The following is a 19,911-nucleotide window of genomic DNA, read 5'->3' as shown; positions in this document are numbered from 1 at the left end:
TGTCAGAGCTGTTGCAGGATGCGCAGGGCGCGGGCGACGCGCTGCATGGTCTCCGTGTCGGCGACGTCCACACACTCCGTGAACCACTTCTTCATCGGCGAGGAGAGCCGGTCGGGCATCACCACGTACGCGCCCATCGGCACCGCGAGCGGTGAGTCCCGCAGCAGCGACTCCTGGACCACCTCGGCCACGATCACGATCGGCACGTCCGTGGAGTTGTAGACGTCGGAGCTGATGACGAGTCCCAGCCGCTCCCGGGCGCCGGAGATGCGCCAGACCTCACCCCTACGCAGCACGCGGGCGACCACCGGACAGCAGGTCGTCGACCATGCCCACCTCGCGGGCGTCGGCGAGGGCGGCGGCCTCCAGGGCGGCACCGGACCGGTTGACGACGGCGGCGTGTGCGGCGAAGACCTCGCGCAGCGCCTTCTCCCGGGCAGCCTGGTCCATCCAGGCGGAGAGGGAGAGGCCCTCGCGCTTGGCGAACCGCCGGGCCTCCTCGATCGTCTCGTCGGAGAACGACAGTGTCACCTTGGCAGTCATGCCGGTGAGACTACCCGCCGGTATGACCGTTAGTCATTCCCCCGGTGTGGCATCTTCGCGCCGGCCGCCGAACACGGCGAACCGCCACTGCTTGAAGAAGCAGTCGACGTCGACCAGGCCGGCCTCGCCGAGCCACCGGCACTGGTCGGCGACGGACGCCGGACGGTCGTACCGCATCCGCGCCCGCGAGGCGGCGATCTCGTCGGCGTCGGAGCCCAGCGCGGTGATCTGGTCGGTCCACACCTCGTCGTACCGCCGATTGAGGGCGAGCGTCGGGCCGGCGACCTGCTCGGCGTTGACGAACACCCCGCCGGGCACGAGCGCGTCGGCCGCCCGCCGGTAGAGGTCGCGCTTGCCGTCGTCGTCCAGATGGTGGATGGCCAGGGCGGAGACCACCGCGTCGTGGCGGCCGGCGGGCAACGGGTCGGACAGGTCGGCGTGGACGGTCCGGTGCGGCACACCCCGCGAATCCAGGTGGTCGGCGGCGACGGCGAGCATCGCCGGCGCCGCGTCCACGAGGGTCAGCCGCACCCCGGGGACGGTGGCGGCCAGCAGCAGGGAGAGCAGCCCGGTGCCCGCACCCAGGTCCAGCACCTCGGGCGTACGCCCCGACGCGAGAGCGGCCCGCAGCGGCGACGCCGCCACCTCGACGGCGGTGCCGTAGAAGGCGTCGAAGCAGGGCACCAGCCGGCGCCGCGCCCCGTCGTAGGTTCCCGCCACCGCGTTGAACGCCGCCGCCGCCACATGCATGACCCGCTCCCACCATGCGAGAATTTTGTCTCACATCATAGACCAATCCGAGTCTCCTCCTGCTCCCGTGCGGTGTGAGGCGCTCTTGACAGGACCGAAACAGACGGGACCCGGCCCGGAAACCGCCCGGCGGCACGCTTCACGGGCATGACAGACGGTGCACGGTTCGCAACTGCCCCGGGGGACGCGCCCCGGGAGGCGGCGACGCACTGCCCGTACTGCGCCCTCCAGTGTGGGATGACCCTGCGCGTGGAGAACGGTCGGACAACCGTCACCGCCCGGCAGTTCCCCACCAACCGGGGTGGCCTGTGCCAGAAGGGGTGGACCGCGGCGGACCTGCTCGACCACCCTGAGCGGCTGACCACCCCGCTGGTCCGCGACCGGCCCGGCGGCGAGCTCCGCCCGGCGAGCTGGGACGAGGCGTTAAACCGGATCGTCAGCGGCGTCCGCGCCGTCCAGACCGGACACGGCCGGGACGCGGTCGCCGTCTTCGGCGGCGGCGGCCTCACCAACGAGAAGGCGTACGCGCTGGGCAAGTTCGCCCGGGTGGCGCTGCGGACCCGGCACATCGACTACAACGGACGGTTCTGCATGTCCTCGGCCGCGGCGGCCGGGATGCGCGCCTTCGGCGTCGACCGTGGCCTGCCGTTCCCGCTGGCCGACCTCGGACGGGCCGACACCCTGCTGCTCGTCGGCGCGAACCCCGCCGAGACGATGCCACCGCTGATGCGCTGGGTGACCGAGCAGCGGCAGCGCGGCGGCAAGCTGATCGTGGTCGACCCCCGGGTCACCGCCACCGCCCGGCAGGCCGACCTGCACCTGCAACCCCTGCCCGGCACCGACCTGGCGGTGGCCAGCGCACTGCTGCACATCGCCGTCACCGAGGGCTGGGTCGACAGGGCGTACGTGGACGCCCGCACCACTGGCTTCGAGGCGGTACGCCGCAGCGTCGCCGGGTGGTGGCCGGCCCGCGCCGAGGCGCTCTCCGGGGTGCCGGTGGCCGATCTGGAGGCCACCGCCCGCGCCCTCGGTACCGCCGGTCGGGCGATCATCCTCACCGCGCGCGGCGCGGAGCAGCACGCCAAGGGCGTCGACACGGTCAGCGGCTTCGTCAACCTGGCCCTCGCCCTCGGCCTGCCCGGCCGCCCCGGCTCCGGCTACGGCTGCCTTACCGGGCAGGGCAACGGGCAGGGCGGCCGGGAGCACGGCCAGAAGGCCGACCAGCTCCCCGGCTACCGGCGCATCGACGATCCGGCCGCCCGCGCGCACGTCGCCCGGGTCTGGGGCGTACCGGCCGAGGACCTGCCCGGTCCCGGGGTGCCCGCGTACCGGCTGCTGGACTCGCTCGGCACCGACGAGGGGCCGAAGGCACTGCTGGTCTTCGGTTCCAACCCGGTCGTCTCCGCGCCCCGGGCGACCCGGATCGAGGGCCGCCTGCGCGACCTCGACCTGCTGGTGGTCGTCGACTTCCTGCTCTCCGAGACGGCCGCGCTGGCCGACGTGGTGCTGCCCACCGCCCAGTGGGCCGAGGAGGACGGCACGATGACCAACCTGGAGGGCCGGGTGCTGCGCCGCCGGGCGCTGCGGGAGCCCCCGGCCGGCGTCCGCACCGACCTGGCGATCCTCGCCGACCTCACCCACCGCCTGGCGGCGCAAGGAAGGGCCCCTTCTTATCGCCTGATGCATAGGAAGGGCCCCCTCCTAACACCGGAGGACCGGGGCGGCGCGGCGGACGGCGCCGATCCCCGCGCGGTCTTCGAGGAACTGCGGCGCGCGTCGGCCGGCGGGACCGCCGACTACGCCGGGGTGACCTGGGCACGGATCGACGAGTCCGACGGCGTGTTCTGGCCCTGCCCGGACACCGACGGGCCGGACACGCCCCGGCTCTTCGCCGACCGGTTCCCCACGCCGGACGGGCGTGCCCGCTTTCACGCCGTCGAGCACCGGCCGGCGGCCGAGGAGGTCTGCGCCGCGTACCCGCTGCACTTCACCACCGGCCGGGTGCTCGCGCAGTACCAGTCCGGCACCCAGACCCGGCGGGTCCCCGCGCTGCGCCGGGCCGCACCCGAGGCGTTCGTCGAGCTGCACCCCGACCTGGCCGACCGGCTCGGCGTCAGCGACGGCGAGCCGGTCCGGGTGGTGTCCCGCCGGGGCGAGATGGTGGCGCCGGCCCGGCTCAGCCCGGCCATCCGCCCGGACACCGTCTTCGCACCGTTCCACTGGGGCGGGGCGGCGCGGGCCAACTCGGTCACCAACGACGCCGTCGACCCCGTCTCCGGCATGCCCGAATTCAAGATCTGCGCCGTCCGCGTGGAGAGGGTGGGAGAGTCGTGAGCGAACAGGTCGTGATCGTGGGCAACGGGATGGCCGGTGCCCGGCTCGCCGGCGAGCTGCACGCCCGGGGCGGTGACCGGAAGGTCACGGTGCTCGGGACGGAGCCGCACCGGGCGTACAACCGGATCATGCTCTCCACCCTGCTGGCCGGCAAGATCGGCGAGCCGGACGTGGAGCTGGCCGAGGTCGCCGGGCAGGGCGTGGACCTGCGGTCCGGCGTCACCGCGACCGCGATCGACCGCGCCGCCCGCACGGTGGCGACCGACGACGGCGACCGCATCGCGTACGACCACCTGGTGCTCGCCACCGGCAGCCGCGCGGTGGTGCCGCCGCTGCCCGGCCTGGACGGGCCCGAGCTGCCGCCGCGGGTCGTACCGTTCCGCACCCTCGACGACTGCCGGCGGATCCTCGCCGTCGCCGAGGGCGCCCGTCGGGTCCTGGTGCTCGGCGGTGGGCTGCTCGGGCTGGAGGCCGCGCGGGGGCTCGCCGCCCGGGGACTCGAGGTCGCCGTCGTGCACCCGGTGCCGTACCTCATGGAGCGGCAGCTCGACCCGGCCGGCGCGGCCGTGCTCGCCGGCACGCTCGCCGGCCTGGGGGTGACCACCCACCTGGCCGTGGCGGCGACGGCGGTGGCCGCGGACGCCGACGGCGTCCGGCTCGACCTCGCCGACGGCCGGTCGCTGCACGCCGACCTCCTGGTCCTGTCCTGCGGGGTACGCCCCGACACGGCGCTCGCCGCCGCGGCCGGCCTGGCGGTGGAACGGGGCGTGCTGGTCGACGACCGGATGCGCACCAGCGACCGGCGCGTCTCGGCGATCGGCGACTGCGCCCAGCACGACGGCACGGTGACCGGGCTGGTCGCACCGGCCTGGGCGCAGGCCCGGGTGGTGGCGCAGGTGCTCACCGGCGAGGATCCGCTGGCCCGCTACCGGCCGCGTCCGCCGGTGACCCGGCTCAAGGCCACCGGCATCGACCTGGCCGCCATGGGCGATCCGGGCGGCACGGACGGCGCCGGTGAGGAGCTCACCTTCGCCGACCCGGCGCGGGGCACCTACGCGCGGCTGCGCATCACCGGCGACCGGCTGACCGGCGCGATCCTGCTCGGCGACAACCCGGCGGTCGGCACGGTCATCCAGCTCTTCGACCGGGGGCAGCCGGTGCCGTCCGACCGTCGGGCGCTGCTCCTCGGCCGGGCGCTCGGCGTCACGCCGGCCGAACCCGCCGCGACCCCGGCACTGATGCCGGACGCGGCGACGGTGTGCCAGTGCAACAACGTCAGCAAGGGAGCGCTGGTGACCTGCTGGCGCTCCGGGGCACGGACGGTCGACGCCGTGGTGGCGGGAACCCGGGCCGGCACCGGTTGCGGAAGCTGCCGGGACGCCGTCGCGGGAATCGTCGGTTGGCTGTCCGAGGTGGACTCGGTGGAGGTGACGCGATGAGCGAGCGAAGCGAGCGAACCGGCAGGCACAGCGCGACGGTGCCGCAGGACGGCACGCAGCGAAGCGGAGTGCCGTCCTGCGGCAACCTGGTCGTCGTCGGCAACGGCATGGTGGGGCAACGCTTCGTCGACGCGCTGCGGGCCCGCGACACGGACCGCCGCTGGCGGGTCACCGTGCTCGCGGAGGAGAGCCGGCCGGCGTACGACCGGGTGCGGCTCTCGGCCTGGTTCGACGGGGTGGACGCCGAGGAGCTGACCCTGCACACCCCCGACGACGGGGTGGACCTGCGCCTGGGCGAGGCCGCCACGGCCGTCGACCGGGTGCGGCGGGTCGTGACGACGGCGACCGGCGAGCACCCGTACGACGCGCTGGTGCTGGCCACCGGCTCGTACGCGTTCGTCCCACCGGTCGACGGCACGGGCCTGCCGGGGGTGTTCGTCTACCGGACGCTCGACGACCTGGCGGCGATCCGGGAGCACGCCCGGGGCCGGCGGACCGGGGCGGTGATCGGCGGCGGGCTGCTCGGCCTGGAGGCGGCGAACGCGCTGCGCCTGCTCGGCCTGTCCACCAGCGTGGTGGAGTTCGCGCCGCGGCTGATGCCGGCGCAGGTCGACACCGCCGGTGGCGCGCTGCTGCGCCGCTACGTCGAGGAGATGGGCGTGAGCTGCCACCTGGGGGTGGCCACCACCGCCCTGCGGTCCGGCCCGGACGGCACGGTCGCCGGGCTGGAGCTGGCCGACGGCACGGTGGTCGACGCCGACCTGGTGGTGGTGGCGGCCGGCATCCGCCCCCGCGACGAGCTGGCCCGGGCCGCCGCCCTGCCGCTCGGCCCACGCGGCGGGGTGCTGGTGGACAAATCCTGCCGGACGGCCGACGAGCTCGTCTGGGCGGTGGGCGAGTGCGCGGCGGTGGACGGGACCTGCCACGGCCTGGTCGCCCCCGGGTACGCGATGGCCGAGGTGGTCGCCGACCGGCTGGTCGGCGGCGCGGCCACCTTCCCCGGCGCGGACACCGCCACGAAACTCAAGCTGCTCGGGGTGGACGTGGCCTCGTTCGGTGACGCGCACGGCGCGACGCCGGGCTGCCTCGACGTGACGTACACCGACCCGGCCACCCGCGTGTACGCGAAGCTGGTCCTCTCCGACGACGCGTCCACCCTGCTCGGTGGCGTGCTGGTGGGCGACGCGAGCGCGTACCCGACCCTGCGGGCCAGCGTCGGCGGCCCGCTGCCCGGTCCCCCGCTGGCGCTGCTCGCGCCCGCCGGGTCGGAGGGCGCGGGCCCGGCGGCACTGCCCGGCACCGCCCAGGTCTGCTCCTGCAACGCGGTCACCCGGGACGACATCGACGCCGCCATCGCGCAGGGCGCCGCCGACGTGCCCGCGTTGAAGGCGTGCACCCGGGCCGGCACGAGCTGCGGGTCGTGCGTGCCGATGCTCAAGCAGCTCCTCGACGCGGCCGGGGTGCAGCAGTCGCGCGCGCTCTGCGAGCACTTCGACGTCAGCCGGCGGGAGCTGTTCGAGATCGTCCAGGTGCGCGGCATCCGGACCTTCTCCCAGCTCATCGCCGAGCACGGCCACGGTCGCGGCTGTGACATCTGCAAGCCGGTGGTCGCCTCGATCCTCGCCTCCCTCGGCGCCGGCCACGTGCTCGACGGTGAGCGGGCGTCGTTGCAGGACACCAACGACCACTTCCTGGCCAACCTGCAACGCGACGGCAGCTACTCGGTGGTGCCCCGGATCCCCGGCGGCGAGATCACCCCGGAGAGGCTCATCGTCATCGGGGAGGTCGCCCGGGACTTCCAGCTCTACACCAAGATCACCGGCGGGCAGCGCATCGACCTGTTCGGCGCCCGCGTGGAGCAGCTGCCGCAGATCTGGCGCCGTCTGGTGGACGCCGGCTTCGAGTCCGGGCACGCGTACGGCAAGGCGCTGCGCACCGTGAAGTCCTGCGTCGGGGAGACCTGGTGCCGGTACGGCGTCCAGGACTCGGTGGGGCTCGCCGTCGCCCTGGAGCTGCGCTACCGGGGCCTGCGCGCACCGCACAAGCTCAAGTCGGCGGTGTCCGGCTGCGCCCGCGAGTGCGCCGAGGCACGGAGCAAGGACTTCGGGATCATCGCCACCGAGACCGGCTGGAACCTCTACGTCGGCGGCAACGGCGGTTTCCGGCCCCGGCACGCCGACCTGTTCGCCACCGACCTGTCCACCGAGGCGCTGGTCCGGCTGATCGACCGGTTCCTCATGTACTACATCCGCACCGCCGACCGGCTGCAACGCACCGCCGCCTGGATCGAGGCGCTGGACGGCGGGCTCGACCACCTGCGGGCGGTGATCGTGGACGACTCGCTGGGGCTGTGCGCCGACCTCGACGAGGCGATGGCCCGGCACGTCGCCACGTACTCCGACGAGTGGCGGGACGTGCTGGAGGACCCGGACCGGCTGCGCCGGTTCACGTCCTTCGTCAACGCGCCGGACGTACCCGACCCGTCCATCACCTTCACCGAAGAACGCGGCCAGCCGGTGCCCGCCGTGGGGCGGACGGCGCCGGTCGCCCTGGGAATGCCGGAGGTACGGCGATGACCATCACGATGACCCCCACCACGCTGACCTGGACGGCGGTCTGCCCACTGGACCGGCTGGACACCGACCGGGGCGTCGCCGCCCTGGTCGACGGGGTGCAGGTCGCCCTCTTCCGTACGGTCGACGGGCTCTTCGCCGTCGACAACCGGGACCCGGCCACCGGGGCGTACGTCCTCTCCCGGGGGATCGTGGGCAGCCGGGGCGGGGTGCCGACGCTCGCCTCCCCGCTGCACAAGCAGGTGTACGACCTGCGCACCGGGCACTGTCTCGACGCGCCGGGGCTCTTCGTCGGCCGGCACGAGGTGCGGTGCCGGGACGGTCTGGTCGAGGTGCGGCTGCGACAGGAGACCTGATGCGCGACGAACTGTCCGGCTTCACCATCGGGGTCACCGCCGACCGGCGGCGGGACGAGCTGGCCGCGCTGCTCCAGCGGCGGGGCGCGCGGGTGGTGCTCGCCCCGGCCCTGCGGATCGTGCCACTGGCCGACGACACGGAGCTGCGCGAAGCGACCCGCGCCTGCCTGGACCAGCCGCCGGACATCCTGATGGCCAACACCGGCATCGGCATGCGCGGCTGGCTGGAGGCGGCCGAGGGCTGGGGGCTGGCCGAGCCGCTGCGTTCGGTGCTCGGCGAGGCGTACGTGGTGGCGCGCGGCCCCAAGGCCCGCGGGGCGATCCGGGCCGCCGGCCTGCACGACCAGTGGTCCCCGGCGTCGGAGAGCTGCGACGAGGTGGTCGCCCACCTGCGCCGGCGCGGGGTGGCCGGGCAGGTCATCGCCATGCAGCTGCACGGCGAGCGGCAGCCGGAGTGCACGATGGCGCTGGAGGACGCCGGCGCCACCGTCATCGAGGTCCCGGTCTACCGGTGGGCCCCGCCCACCGACCCGGCACCCCTGCACCGGTTGATCGACCTGGTCGCCGGACGGCTGGTCGACGCGGTCACCTTCACCTCCGCGCCGGCCGCCGAGGCGCTCCTGCGCAGTGCCGGCGACCGCATCGACGCGGTGCTCGACGCGTTCCACGGCGACGTGCTGGCCGCCTGCGTGGGCGCGGTCACCGCGGAGCCCCTGCTGCGTCGGGGCGTGCCGGTGAGCGCACCGCACCGGGCCCGGCTCGGTGCCCTGGTCCGCACGCTCGTCGACGAGCTGCCGCAACGCACCGTCACGCTCAAGGCGGCCGGTCACCTGCTCACCCTGCGCGGCCACGCCGCCGTGGTCGACGGGGAGCTACGACCGCTCGCGCCGGCCCCGATGGCGGTGCTCCGGGCGTTGGCCGACGCACCCGGGCGGGTCCTGTCGCGTACCGCCCTGCTGCGGACCCTGCCCCGCGGCGCGGACGAACACGCCGTGGAGATGGCGGTCGCCCGGCTACGCGCCGGGCTGCGCGCGCCCCGGGTGGTGCAGACCGTCGTCAAGCGCGGCTACCGCCTGCGCGTCGACTGAAAGGAAGGGCCCCTTCCTAACGTCTCCGGTAGAGGAAGGGTCCCCTCTTAACGCCTCCGCCCGCACCCGACGCCGCCGCCCGCACCCGGAGCAGAGCCGGGGGCGGGGCGGCGGCAGAGCCGGGGACGGGGCGGCGGCAGAGCGGCGGCGGGGATCAGCCGACCGGGGTCGGGAAGCCCCGGTCGTGCTCGGCCTGGAGGCGGAGCATGGCGTGCTCCACGACGGTGACTAGCACCTGCTTCACCGACTCCCGGTTCCGGGCGTCGGTCATCACCAGCGGCACGTCCGCCGGGATGGCCAGCGCCTCCCGGACCTCCTCCAGCTCGTACTCCGGCGCGCCGTCGAAGTGGTTCAGCGCCACCACGTACGGCAGGTTGCGGTTCTCGAAGTAGTCCAGCGGCGGGAACGCGTCGGTGATGCGGCGCGTGTCCACCAGGACCGCCGCGCCCACCGCGCCCCGGATGATCTCGTCCCACATGAACCAGAAGCGGGTCTGGCCCGGCGTGCCGAAGAGGTAGAGGATCAGGTCCTGCGCCATGGTGATACGGCCGAAGTCCATGGCGACCGTGGTGGTCTCCTTGCCCGGCACCTTGGACGGGTCGTCGATGCCGACGCCGGCCGCGGTCATCACCGCTTCGGTGGTCAGCGGGGTGATCTCCGAGATCGCGCCGACCAGGGTCGTCTTGCCCACGCCGAACCCGCCCGCGACCACGATCTTCGCGGAGACGATGCCCCGGCTCTGGCGGGCCCCGACGGGGTCATAGCCTGCGAAGTCCACTTAGCACCCTTCCAAGGATCTCCATCCGCTCCTCGAACCCCTCGGCGGGAGCGGCAGTGTGTAGCGTCAGCAGGCCCTCGGCCACCATGTCGGCGACCAGCACCCGGGCGACGCCCAGCGGCAGCCGGGTGTACGCGGCGATCTCGGCCAGTGACTGCGGACGGCCCTCGCAGACCGTGGCGATGCGGTGCTTGTCGTGCCCGGCGAACCGCGACTCGGCGACCGCCGTCGGGCTCGCCGACAGCACCGCCTCCAGGGCGATGTCCTGCCGGGGTTCGGTACGTCCGCGGGTGACCGCGTACGGCCGCACGAGCGCGCCGCGCGGGTCCTCACGGCGACGGTCCACCCGCGATCACCTCCCTCCCGGCCGGAGCCTGTCGGCACCGGATCTGCTGTCACTGGCCGACGCGGGGCCCGCGTCGCGCCCCGGTTACGACCGCACCGCGTCCCGAGGCAGCGGCACCAGCGCCGCGCCGACCCGCTCGACGAGCAGGGCCATCTCGTAGCCCACCTGGCCGACGTCGCAACTGCGCGCGGCGAGCACGGCCATCGACGATCCGTCACTGATCGACATGAGGAAGAGATATCCGCTGTCCATCTCGATGACGGTCTGGAGCACACCACCGGCGCTGAACATCCGCGCGGCACCTTCGGTCAGGCTCACCACACCCGAGGTGATCGCCGCGAGCTGGTCCGCCCGGTCCCCGGGCAGATCCCGGGAGGAGGCGAGCAGGAGCCCGTCGGCGGACACCGCCACCACGTGGGCGATACCCGCCACGCTGTCGGCGAAGTTGGTGAGCAGCCAACCCATGTCCTGCATGGCCGCTGGCCTGTTCATCGGCTCGTCTCCTTGGTGGTCGAGGTGCTGTTCTGGTCCGTGCCGACCGCCCGACCGCGCTGCACGCCGCGGTGGTAGGCCGACAGCAGGCCACGTACGTCGTCCGGCGTGCGCCGGCTGCGGTCCCGGCCACCGCGGGGTTCGATGCCGCCGGGCACGAGCTGCGCCTGCGGCACCCGCTTCGGCAGGCCGGACCGGGTGGTGCCGGCGGTGGAGGGCTCCGCCGCCTTGCTGGCGCGGGTCCAGCCCTCGTCGGCGGCGGTCCGCCAGGCCTCGTCGGGGTCGGTGGCGCTCGGCGTCTCGGCGACCGGCGCGGCCACGGGGGTGGCCGGGGTCGGGGCCGGGGCCGGCGGCGCGGGGGCCGGGGTCGCCGGAGCCGGCGCGGCCGGCGTCGGGGTCCGGTTCACCGGCGGGGCGTACGACGGCGGTGGCTGCATGGGTGCCGGGGTGGGCGTCGTCCCCGGGGTACGGGTGGGCAGCTTCGGCCGCGTCGACGGAGGCGACGTCGACGGGGCGGCCGTCGACGGCCCGGCGGTGGGTGCGGTGGGCGGAGGCTGGTCGAAGTCCGGCCGGGTGAAGATCGCGGTGGCGTCGTTGCCGTGGGACCGGAACCACACCGCCTCCATCTCCCGGAAGATCGGCGCCTCGGCCGGCAGGCCGGAACGGGTCGCGACCGGGGCGGGCGGTGCCAGCGGCGCGGTGGCGGCCAGGTTGGCGCCCAGACCGGCACCACCGGCCCTCGGCATGCCGGCGGCGTGGCTCCCGTTGACCCCCGGACCGGTGGCGGAGGCGGTGGCGCCGACCGGACCGGCGACCGGGCCGACGGGCAGGACGGGCGCGGCCGGCTCGGCAGCACGCCGCGGCAGGGGATCGATCGTGGGATAGGCGACGGTCGGCGTACCGACGGAGATGCCGCCGCTGCCCGCGAACGCCGGCTCGGCCGGTGCCGCCGGGACCCCGGCGGCGGCCGGGACGACGGGCTGCGCGCCGGTCAGGCCGCCGGCCTGCACGGGTGCCGCGGTGTCGCGCGCCTGCTCGGCCGCCGACCAGGGTGCCGGCGGGTCGACGCGCCAGGGGTCGCTGAGGGTCGCCGCGACGGTACGGGCGCCGGCCAGCGGCTCGGCGTGGGACACCGGCGACAGCGGGGTCTGCTCGACGGGCAGCGGCTGGCGCGGCCGGGGAATCGCCTGGTCGCGGCCCCGGTTGGCGGAGAGCACCACCGTGGCGGCCGGCAGGGTCACCTGGGCGACGGTGCCGCCCTCGACGTTGCGGCGCAGCTCGACGCGGATGCCGTACCGGTCGGCGAGCCGACTCACCACGGCCAGACCCATCAGCCGGAACGCGGCGACGTCCACGGTGGGTGACTCGGCCAGCCGCCGGTTGAGCGAGTCCATCTGCTCCTCGGTCAGGCCGAGACCCCGGTCCTCGATCTGGATGAGGACGTAGTCGCGGATCCGTCGCGCGTCGGCGACCACCGTGGTGTTCGGGGGCGAGAAGCGGGTGGCGTTGTCGAGCAGTTCCGCGACGAGGCGCACCACGTCGTTGACCGCGTTCGCGCTCACCGAGATGTCGGCGTCGACCGTGCCGAACTCGATCCGGTTGTAGAGCTCCACCTCGGACTGCGCCGCCCGCAGGACGTCGACCAGCAGGGCGTCGTCGCGACGGGGCACGGCGGAGTCCGCGCCGGCGAGGACGAGGAGGTTCTCGTCGTTGCGGCGCATCCGGGTGGCCAGGTGGTCCAGCTCGAACAGCCGGGCGAGCCGCTTCGGGTCCTCCTCGACGCGCTCGATCGCGTCCAGCTCGCCGATCATCCGGTCGACCAGGGTCTGACTGCGCCGGGCCAGGTTGAGGAACATCGCGGAGACGCTGGTCCGCAGCGCGGCCTGCTCGGCCGCGACCCGGACCGCCTCGCGGTGGACCACGTTGAACGCGCTGGCGACCTCGCCGACCTCGTCCCGGTTGTCGAGCTTGATCGGATCCCGGACCCGCTGGACGATGGCGTCCACGCCGCCGTCGCCGACGGTGTCGATGTTCTGCAGGCGGCGCACCGCGTCGGGCAGGTCGTGGTTGGCCACCGAGAGCGCGCCCTCGCGAAGCCGGTACAGCGACTCGTTGAGCGAGCGGGCCAGCACCACGGCGAGCGTGACCGCGATGAGCAGGGTGAGCAGCACCAGCAGCGACTCGACGACCGCCTGGCGGATGACGTCCGAGTAGGCCTGGTCGGCGTCGGCGAGCAGCTCGTCCTGGAGGCGGATCTCGGCCCACCGCATCAGGTCGTTGACGGCGCCGATCGCGGCGACGGCCTCGGCCGGGCGGACCGGGGCCCGCTGTCCGACGGAACGGGCGATGTCGCCGGCCACCCGGTCGGAGAGGGTGACCGCGTCACCGGAGACGGTGCTGTCGACCAGGGCCCGCTGGGCCGGGTCGGCGGCCAGGGAGAAGGCAGTCAGCGCCTCCTGCTGGCTGGTCAGGGTGGCCACGAACGCGGAGAACTGCTCCGCGTCGAGCTGACCGGCGCTCAGGGCGGTGAAGACGACCGCCTCCTCCTCCGCGACGGCCGCCTTGGCGCGGGCGAACGCGGCGACCGCTCGCCGGGCGTCCGCCAGGTCCTCCTCACCCGGCAGCTGGGCCAGCCCGTCGCCGTACGCGACGAGGTCGGTGAGGATCACGCCGTAGCGCAGCGCCGCCTCGGCGACGGCCATCTGTCGGCGGTCCAGCACCTGCTGCCGGGTGGCGTCGAGCGTCTCCAGGTGGCCGTCGATGGCCTCGAGGCGGTCCCGTACCACCGTCGGCGGCTCGCCGATCCGGTCCCGCTCCGCCCGGTACGCCCGTACCCGCTCGTCGGTGGCGCGCACCCGCAGGTTGTACGTGTCGGCCTGCTGCCGCGGCGCGGCCAGGAACTCGGCGGCGGCCATGCGCTCGGCGTGCAGGTCCTGGGTGAGCGCCGAGACGTCGATGGACAGTTCGGTCAGCGCCTGCGCGCGGGAGGCGTCGTACGCGCCCTCGCCGACGGACACCAGACGGATCGTGGCCAGCGCGATCACCGCGGCCACCGGGACGACCAGGATCAGTGCGAGCTTCGAGCGGATCCGGGCGTCGCGGAGCCGGGGCAGCCGGCGACGTCGGGGCGGGGCGGTCTGGTGGCCGACCGGCGGTTGAGCGGCCTGGCCGCCGGCGGGCAGGGTCGTCGGTCCGGTGCTCACGACATCGCCTCCGTCGTATCTTCCACGCCTGACCCGCCGACCGTGCCTGGTGCAGCGGAGCGCCACGCGCGGCACGGCGGCGATTTCATCAGACGGGATGCCTTTTGGGAAGCCGCAGTGAGGCAGGAAACGGTCGCGGAGCGAGGATCGGGGACGCCTGTCACCTGGCGCCCGCATTTCGCACTGGCCGTGAACAGGGCATGTCACTCCAGAGTGGTCGCGCGTGCCAGTTGCGTGATGATTTGCAAACTTTGCGTTACCCCACGATGTGGGATCGCTGTCCCGAAAAGCCCTCGCCACCCCCGCTTGACCGCAGCGCCCGCCATTGGCAAGGTTTTGCAGGCTTCGCGCACACCGTACGGCAGACCCACTCCGTCTCTCCACTGAGGACGGACGAACCGGCGGTGACCGGGCAGCGCCGGCGCCGCACCTGGAGGACTGAGTTGAGCCCCATCCGCTCCGCGACCGCCACGGCGATCGCATCGGCCGTGCTGGCCACCATGCTCACCGGATGCCAGTTCGGCGCGGAGGAACAGGACACGAGCCCCATCGTCATCGCCGCCGACCTCGAACTGTCCGGCGCCGCGGCACCGGTCGGCAGGGCGTACCAGAGGGCCCTCGACCTGAAGATCGACCAGCTGAACTCCTCCGGCGCGCTGAACGGCCGCCGGATCAAACTGACCGTGAAGGACAACCGCTCCGACGCCAGCGAGTCCCTGCGCAACATCAGCGACTTCAGCGACGATTCCCGGGTCAGCGCCATCATCATGGGCGGCTGCAACGAATGCGCGGTCGGCGCGGTCCGCACCATCAACGAGAAGCGGATCCCCACCATCGCGCTGGCCCCGGCCGGCGCCGTGACCACGCCCGTGGCCGACCGCCGCTACGTGTTCAAGCTCGCCCCGAACGCCGCCGACAACGCCGCGGCACTCACCGGGGAACTGCGGCGCAAGGGCGGGGTACGCAAGGTCGCCGTCCTGCACAGCGACGACGACTACGGCCGCGAGGGGCTGGCCGCGCTCCGCGACGAGCTGGCCAAGGCCGGCATCCGCTCGGTACGGGCGCAGTCGGTCCGCGCCACCGACACCGACGTCTCCCAGCAGGTCGCCTCGGTCATCGAGGGAGAGCCCGGCGCCCTGATCCTGTGGACCCCGCCGGAGCAGGCGACACTCGCCGCCGCCGCGGCCGCGCAGCGCGACTTCTCCGGCTCGCTCTTCTTCGACGCCTCCGCGGCCGGTGACCTCTTCCTCGGCGCCTCCGCCCGGGCCACCGAACGGGCGACCCTGGTCTTCACCCAGACCATGGTGATCGACGACGTCATCGCGACCACGCCGGCCAAGGCCGCCCGACGCCAGTGGTTCCAGGACTACACCGCCAGCTACGGCGGCTACCACGGTTCGTCGTCCTTCGCCGCGGACGCCGTCCAGCTCGTCGCCGACGCCGTGCTGCGTGCCGGTGGCGAGCCCGGCACCGTCAACCGCGACGGCATCCGGGACACGCTGGAGACGTCCCAGCTCGACGGCCTCTCCGGCCCGATCCGGATGACCCCGGACAACCACTCCGGCCTGATGCCGCAGGCGCTGACCGTTCTGGTGGCCCGTAACGGCCGCTGGCGCCTGGCCGGCTGACCCACGACGCGTACGGCCCGCCGGGTCCACCCCGGCGGGCCGTTCCGTGCGCTCAGCGACTGCTCGTGGTCTCCCGCTGCCAGGGCAGGGCCCGCCGTTCCACGACCAGCAGGGCCGCGTAGAGCAGGATGCTCACCAGCGCCACCAGCATGATCGCCGCCCACGCGGTGGCGGTGTCACCGATGCCCGCGTACTGCTGGATGACGTAGCCGAGGCCCCCCTCGCCGGCCTGGAACTCGCCGATCACCGCGCCGATCGCGGCCAGCGGCATGGCCACCTTGAGCCCGACGAAGATCTGCGGCAGCGCCGCCGGGAAGCGCACCTTGCGGAACGCCTGCCAGCGCGACGCGTTCAGCGAGCGCGCCAACTCGGCGAGATCGGCCGGTGTGGTGGTCAGACCGGTCGCCGTGGACAGCACGATCGGGAAGAAGCAGAGCAGGAACACCATGGTGAGGATGGGTTTCTGACCCCAGCCGAGCGCCACCACCAGCAGCGGCCCGAGGGTGATCTTCGGGACCGCGTTCACCGCCACCAGCAGCGGGGTGAACATCCGCTCCACCGTGCGGGAGGCCGCCAGGGCCAGGCCGAGCAGCACGCCGGCCACCGCCGAGAGCGCGAACCCGACCATGATCTCCCGGGTGGTCATCCAGGTGTGCTCCAGCATCCGGGCCGGCTGGTCGGCGAACGCGGTCACCACGTCGCCCGGCGGCGGCAGGGCGGCCGGGTGGACCAGTTCCAGGTGGGCCACCACCCACCACGTGCCGAGCGCGACCAGCAGGCCGGCGACGGGCAGCAGCACGGCGGCCGCGCCGCCACCCCACCGCCGGGCCCGGGCGCGACCGGCCGAAGAGCCGGCCTGCGGCGCGGACGGGGCGACCGTCACCGCCGGCTCCGGCGAGCGGACGTCGGTCATCGAGATCCTCCTGGCAACATGCGGCCGTCGGCCGGTACGGGACGGGGGCACGCCCCACCGGTCGGGACCGGTGGACCGCACCCCCGTGGACGATCGGACCCGCTCAGGCCTTCGGCGCGAGACCGAAGTCGATGATCTGGTCGGGGGTGATGTTCTGCTTGAGCTGGCCCGCCCCCTGCAGGATCGCGATGCTCTTGGCCACCCGGCCGCTGTCCAGGGTGCCGAGCTGGGTGCCGGAGTTGCTGGACCGGACGTACGCGGCCATCAGCTGAAGCTCGGCGGCGGCCGCGGCGGGGACCGTGGCGTCGACGTTCTTCTTCAGGAGGTCGGCAGCCTCCTTCGGGTTGGCCAGCGCGTACTCCAGGCCCTTCATCAGGGCGCCGGTGAACCGCTTGACCATCTCCGGGTTCTCCTTGGCGATCTTCGAGGACGTGATCAGCACGTTGCCGTAGAGGTCCTGCATCACGTCGCTGTACGGCAGCAGGACCGCCTTCTTCTTCGTGATCGCCTCGATGGTGGGCTGACCGACGACGAACTGGCCGATGCCGTCGACCGAGCCGGAGGCCAGCGTGCCCATCAGCGTCTGCGCCTCACCGTTGACCCAGGTCACCTTGGAGGCGTCGACGCCGGCCATCCGGGCGTACGTCGGGAAGAGGTTGCGCACGACGGAACTCGGGGTGTCGGCGAGCTTCTTGCCCTCCAGGTCCTTCGGAGAGGCGATGTTCTTGCCCTCGACCGTGGCGATGGCCGCCATGGTGCGCTGCTGGATCGCGGCGACCGCCACGAAGTCCTTCGCCTGGCCGTTGCCGAGCTGGAGCAGACCACCGGTGAGGTCGATCGGGCCGAACTGGGCCTGACCACCGACGATGGTCTGGATGACCGAGCCGGTGCCCTGGCCCGGCTTGATCTCGACGTCGAAGCCGGCCTCGGAGAAGAAGCCCTTCTCCTTGGCCACCCAGGCGTACGAGTCACGGCCGAAGTTGCCGAACGAGGTGAGGTAGGTCACCTTCTCCAACGCCTTGCCGTCGCCGCCCTTGGGGGCGTCGGCGGAGTCCGAGCCGCTGCTGCAGCCGGCGACCAGGGCGAGGGCGGTCGCCAGGGTGGCCGCGGCGACCGTGCGGGTCAGCCTTCTCATCAGTGCACCTTGTCCTTTCCGACCGGGGGCGGCGGGCCTCCCGGCGGGGTTGTTCGGTGGCGGCGGCTCAGGGGGAAAGCCGACACCACCGTCGTGAGGGGACTCTTCGCGGCCACAGCGTACGAGAAACCCACCTTTGCGACGCCAGGCGTCCGAGGTTTCGGAACGGAAACAACTCACCTCCACCCCGGACGGTGCGCAAACCACACAGGACGGATACCCTTTCCGGCAGCCGGCTGACCGACGACTCAGGGGAGGCACGTCGGAGATGATCCGTCTTTCCGGGGTGTCCCGTACCTTCGACGGCCGCAGCGGCCAGGTCGAGGCGCTGCGCGGCATCGACCTCGACGTCGCCGAGGGCGAGTTCGTCGCCGTCGTCGGCCGCTCGGGCTGCGGCAAGTCCACGCTGCTACGCCTGATCGCCGGGCTGCTCCCGACGACCGCCGGGGAGATCACCGTCGCCGGCACGCCGATCACGCGGCCCCGACCGGACATCGCGATGCTCTTCCAGCGGCCGGCCCTGCTCCCCTGGCGCACCGTCCTGGACAACGTCCTGCTCCCGGTCGAGATCTTCGGTTGGAAGCGGAAGGAGCACCGGGAGCGCGCCCGCGCCCTGCTCGACCTCGCCGGCCTCGCAGGCTTCGAGAAGCGCCTCCCGCACGAGCTGTCCGGCGGCATGCAGCAGCGGGTGTCGCTGTGCCGGTCGCTCATCGGCGAGCCCCGGGTGATGCTGATGGACGAGCCGTTCTCGGCACTCGACGCGCTCACCCGCGAGGAGCTGGCCGGCGAACTCCAGCGGGTGCACATGGAGACCTCCGCCACCGTCGTGTTCGTCACCCACTCCATCGACGAGGCGGTGCTGCTGGCCGACCGGGTGGTCGTGCTGAGCCCCCGCCCGGGACGGATCCGCAAGGTCGTCGACGTGGCCATCCCCCGACCCCGCACCCTGGGCCGCAACGCGCACCTCGCCGACGTCGCCCGGGTCAGCGCGGACCTGCACGAACTGCTGATGGAGCGGGACCTGCCGGTCGCCTCCGGCGCGGAGGGACGATGACCATGCGGGTGTCGGTGTTCGTCGAGCCGCACCGCGGCGCGAGCTACGACGACCAGTCACGCTTCGCCCGCGCGGCCGAGGCGGCCGGGTACGAGGGCTTCTTCCGCGCCGACCACTACCGGGCCATGGGCGACGAGCCCGCGTTGCCCGGTCCCACCGACGCCTGGCTGACCCTCGCCGCGCTCGCCCGGGAGACCAGCCGCATCCGGCTCGGCACCCTGGTGAGCTCGGCCACGTTCCGCATGCCCGGGCCGCTCGCGGTGATGGTGGCCCAGGTCGACCAGATGAGCGGCGGCCGGATCGAGCTGGGCATCGGGGCCGGCTGGTATGAGCGCGAGCACACCGCGTACGGCATCCCGTTCCCCGGTGTCGGCGAGCGCTTCGACCGGCTCGCCGAGCAGTTGGAGATCGTCACCGGGCTGTGGGCCACCCCGTCAGGCGGGACGTTCAGCTACACCGGCGACCACTACCGGCTGGTGGACGCTCCGGCGCTGCCGAAGCCCGTGCAGGTGCCCGGTCCCCCGGTGATCGTCGGCGGACGCGGTCCGAAGCGCACCCCCGAGCTGGCCGCCCGGTACGCCGACGAGTTCAACATGCCGTTCAAGTCGGTCGAGGAGACCGCCGTCGCGTACGAGCGGGTACGCGAGGCGTGCGACCGGACCGGGCGGGACGCGAGCGGGCGGGCACCGCTGGTGCTCTCCGCCGGGATCGTGGTGGCGATCGGCCGCACCGACGCCGAGGCGCGGGAGCGCGCCGCGCCGCTGCACGTCAAGAGCGCCCTGCCGCCGGAGGACCCGGTGGTCGGGTCGCCCGCGCAGCTCGTGGACCGGATCGGCGAGTTCGCCGCGATCGGCGCCTCCCGTGTCCACCTGCGCCTGATCGACCTCGCCGACCTCGACCACCTGGAACTCATCGCCGCCGAGGTGCTTCCCCGTCTGGACGGAGTCCGATGACCGACGCCCAGCTCGATCTCGGTCCGGTGGGCCAGGAGATCGTGTACGAGAACGACCGGGTCCGGGTGTGGCACATCCGCCTGGAGCCGGGCGAGCGCCAGCCCCTGCACCGGCACGACCACCCCTACCTGGTGGTGGCGGTCCAGGGCGCGAAGAACGTCGTGCAGACCGTCGACGGCACGCGGATCGACGCGGACGAGCCGACCGGCGGCGTCGTCTACCGGGACCCGGGCGCCGTGCACATGCTCACCAACGTCGGCGACACGACGTACCTGGCCCGGCTGGTCGAACTCAAGTAGACCCGCCGGAGGCAGGGCCGTGACGTC

Annotated in this window: 18 protein-coding genes; 9 read left to right on the top strand and 9 right to left on the bottom strand. The window is 73.6% G+C overall.

The genetic code is table 11. The features are described 5' to 3' along the window. Positions 1–2 precede the first annotated feature (2 nt). Genes ACTMSW_RS16210 through ACTMSW_RS16200 form a run of 3 tightly spaced genes read right to left on the bottom strand, consistent with a single transcriptional unit; the run spans position 3 to position 1,293 of the window. Positions 3–308 (bottom strand): type II toxin-antitoxin system PemK/MazF family toxin, encoded by a 306-nt coding sequence (locus ACTMSW_RS16210; protein ID WP_441181411.1) that lies wholly within the window; start codon positions 306–308, stop codon positions 3–5. Further along, positions 286–543 carry a DUF6364 family protein gene (locus ACTMSW_RS16205; protein ID WP_441181410.1) on the bottom strand — a complete coding sequence of 86 codons (258 nt, stop codon included), beginning with the start codon at positions 541–543 and terminating at the stop codon, positions 286–288. The genes ACTMSW_RS16210 and ACTMSW_RS16205 overlap by 23 nt, the downstream gene beginning before the upstream one ends. Before the next feature lie 33 nt (positions 544–576). Then, positions 577–1,293 carry a class I SAM-dependent methyltransferase gene (locus tag ACTMSW_RS16200; protein WP_441181409.1) on the bottom strand — a complete coding sequence of 239 codons (717 nt, stop codon included), beginning with the start codon at positions 1,291–1,293 and terminating at the stop codon, positions 577–579. A gap of 147 nt (positions 1,294–1,440) precedes the next feature. On the opposite strand from ACTMSW_RS16200, the gene ACTMSW_RS16195 reads away from it, so the two are divergent. From ACTMSW_RS16195 to ACTMSW_RS16175, 5 genes are read left to right on the top strand one after another with little or no spacing between them, the layout of a single operon-like run. Next, positions 1,441–3,627 (top strand): molybdopterin oxidoreductase family protein, encoded by a 2,187-nt coding sequence (locus tag ACTMSW_RS16195; RefSeq protein ID WP_441181408.1) that lies wholly within the window; start codon positions 1,441–1,443, stop codon positions 3,625–3,627. Beyond that, a complete protein-coding gene (locus tag ACTMSW_RS16190) occupies positions 3,624–5,066 on the top strand; it encodes an FAD-dependent oxidoreductase (protein ID WP_441181407.1) in 1,443 nt (480 codons plus the stop codon). Before ACTMSW_RS16195 ends, ACTMSW_RS16190 begins: the two co-directional genes overlap by 4 nt. Beyond that, positions 5,063–7,642, top strand: coding sequence for a nitrite reductase large subunit NirB (gene nirB, locus ACTMSW_RS16185; protein WP_441181406.1), 2,580 nt, complete (start codon positions 5,063–5,065; stop codon positions 7,640–7,642). Before ACTMSW_RS16190 ends, nirB begins: the two co-directional genes overlap by 4 nt. An 8-nt stretch (positions 7,643–7,650) precedes the next feature. Continuing rightward, positions 7,651–7,995 carry a nitrite reductase small subunit NirD gene (gene nirD, locus ACTMSW_RS16180; protein WP_441181461.1) on the top strand — a complete coding sequence of 115 codons (345 nt, stop codon included), beginning with the start codon at positions 7,651–7,653 and terminating at the stop codon, positions 7,993–7,995. Then, positions 7,995–9,083: a uroporphyrinogen-III synthase gene (locus ACTMSW_RS16175; protein WP_441181405.1), complete on the top strand. Its 1,089-nt coding sequence runs from the start codon at positions 7,995–7,997 to the stop codon at positions 9,081–9,083. Before nirD ends, ACTMSW_RS16175 begins: the two co-directional genes overlap by 1 nt. Before the next feature lie 154 nt (positions 9,084–9,237). Here the strand turns inward: ACTMSW_RS16175 and ACTMSW_RS16170 are convergent, their stop codons facing one another. The 4 genes from ACTMSW_RS16170 to ACTMSW_RS16155 all read right to left on the bottom strand — a co-directional run bounded on the left by ACTMSW_RS16170 (position 9,238) and on the right by ACTMSW_RS16155 (position 13,902). Further along, positions 9,238–9,861 carry a GTP-binding protein gene (locus ACTMSW_RS16170; protein WP_441181404.1) on the bottom strand — a complete coding sequence of 208 codons (624 nt, stop codon included), beginning with the start codon at positions 9,859–9,861 and terminating at the stop codon, positions 9,238–9,240. After that, the gene (locus ACTMSW_RS16165; protein ID WP_441181403.1) at positions 9,842–10,207 is read right to left on the bottom strand and encodes a DUF742 domain-containing protein; all 366 of its coding nucleotides are present in this window, start codon (positions 10,205–10,207) and stop codon (positions 9,842–9,844) included. The genes ACTMSW_RS16170 and ACTMSW_RS16165 overlap by 20 nt, the downstream gene beginning before the upstream one ends. A gap of 84 nt (positions 10,208–10,291) precedes the next feature. After that, on the bottom strand, positions 10,292–10,699 hold the full coding sequence (locus ACTMSW_RS16160) for a roadblock/LC7 domain-containing protein (protein WP_007465177.1): 408 nt from the start codon (positions 10,697–10,699) through the stop codon (positions 10,292–10,294). Next, on the bottom strand, positions 10,696–13,902 hold the full coding sequence (locus ACTMSW_RS16155) for a nitrate- and nitrite sensing domain-containing protein (protein ID WP_441181402.1): 3,207 nt from the start codon (positions 13,900–13,902) through the stop codon (positions 10,696–10,698). The genes ACTMSW_RS16160 and ACTMSW_RS16155 overlap by 4 nt, the downstream gene beginning before the upstream one ends. A gap of 443 nt (positions 13,903–14,345) precedes the next feature. Here ACTMSW_RS16155 and ACTMSW_RS16150 point away from each other — a divergent pair, with 443 nt between their 5' ends. Next, positions 14,346–15,530, top strand: coding sequence for an ABC transporter substrate-binding protein (locus tag ACTMSW_RS16150; protein ID WP_441181401.1), 1,185 nt, complete (start codon positions 14,346–14,348; stop codon positions 15,528–15,530). Positions 15,531–15,582: 52 nt separating this feature from the next. Here ACTMSW_RS16150 and ACTMSW_RS16145 read toward each other — a convergent pair whose 3' ends face one another. Both ACTMSW_RS16145 and ACTMSW_RS16140 read right to left on the bottom strand, forming a co-directional pair. Continuing rightward, positions 15,583–16,443 (bottom strand): ABC transporter permease, encoded by an 861-nt coding sequence (locus ACTMSW_RS16145; protein ID WP_441181400.1) that lies wholly within the window; start codon positions 16,441–16,443, stop codon positions 15,583–15,585. A 103-nt stretch (positions 16,444–16,546) separates the two neighbouring features. Next, positions 16,547–17,578, bottom strand: a complete 1,032-nt coding sequence (locus ACTMSW_RS16140; protein WP_441181399.1) for an ABC transporter substrate-binding protein — start codon at positions 17,576–17,578, stop codon at positions 16,547–16,549. Between the two features lie 268 nt (positions 17,579–17,846). Here ACTMSW_RS16140 and ACTMSW_RS16135 point away from each other — a divergent pair, with 268 nt between their 5' ends. From ACTMSW_RS16135 to ACTMSW_RS16125, 3 genes are read left to right on the top strand one after another with little or no spacing between them, the layout of a single operon-like run. Further along, positions 17,847–18,632, top strand: a complete 786-nt coding sequence (locus ACTMSW_RS16135) for an ABC transporter ATP-binding protein (protein WP_441181398.1) — start codon at positions 17,847–17,849, stop codon at positions 18,630–18,632. 2 nt (positions 18,633–18,634) lie between these two features. Next, positions 18,635–19,585, top strand: coding sequence for an LLM class F420-dependent oxidoreductase (locus tag ACTMSW_RS16130; protein WP_441181460.1), 951 nt, complete (start codon positions 18,635–18,637; stop codon positions 19,583–19,585). Continuing rightward, positions 19,582–19,884: a cupin gene (locus ACTMSW_RS16125; RefSeq protein ID WP_441181397.1), complete on the top strand. Its 303-nt coding sequence runs from the start codon at positions 19,582–19,584 to the stop codon at positions 19,882–19,884. Before ACTMSW_RS16130 ends, ACTMSW_RS16125 begins: the two co-directional genes overlap by 4 nt. Positions 19,885–19,911 lie beyond the last annotated feature (27 nt).

It is taken from the genome of Micromonospora sp. BQ11, assembly GCF_052068135.1.
Taxonomy (GTDB): Bacteria; Actinomycetota; Actinomycetes; order Mycobacteriales; family Micromonosporaceae; genus Micromonospora.
This window is presented reverse-complemented; position numbering and strand designations above follow the sequence as displayed.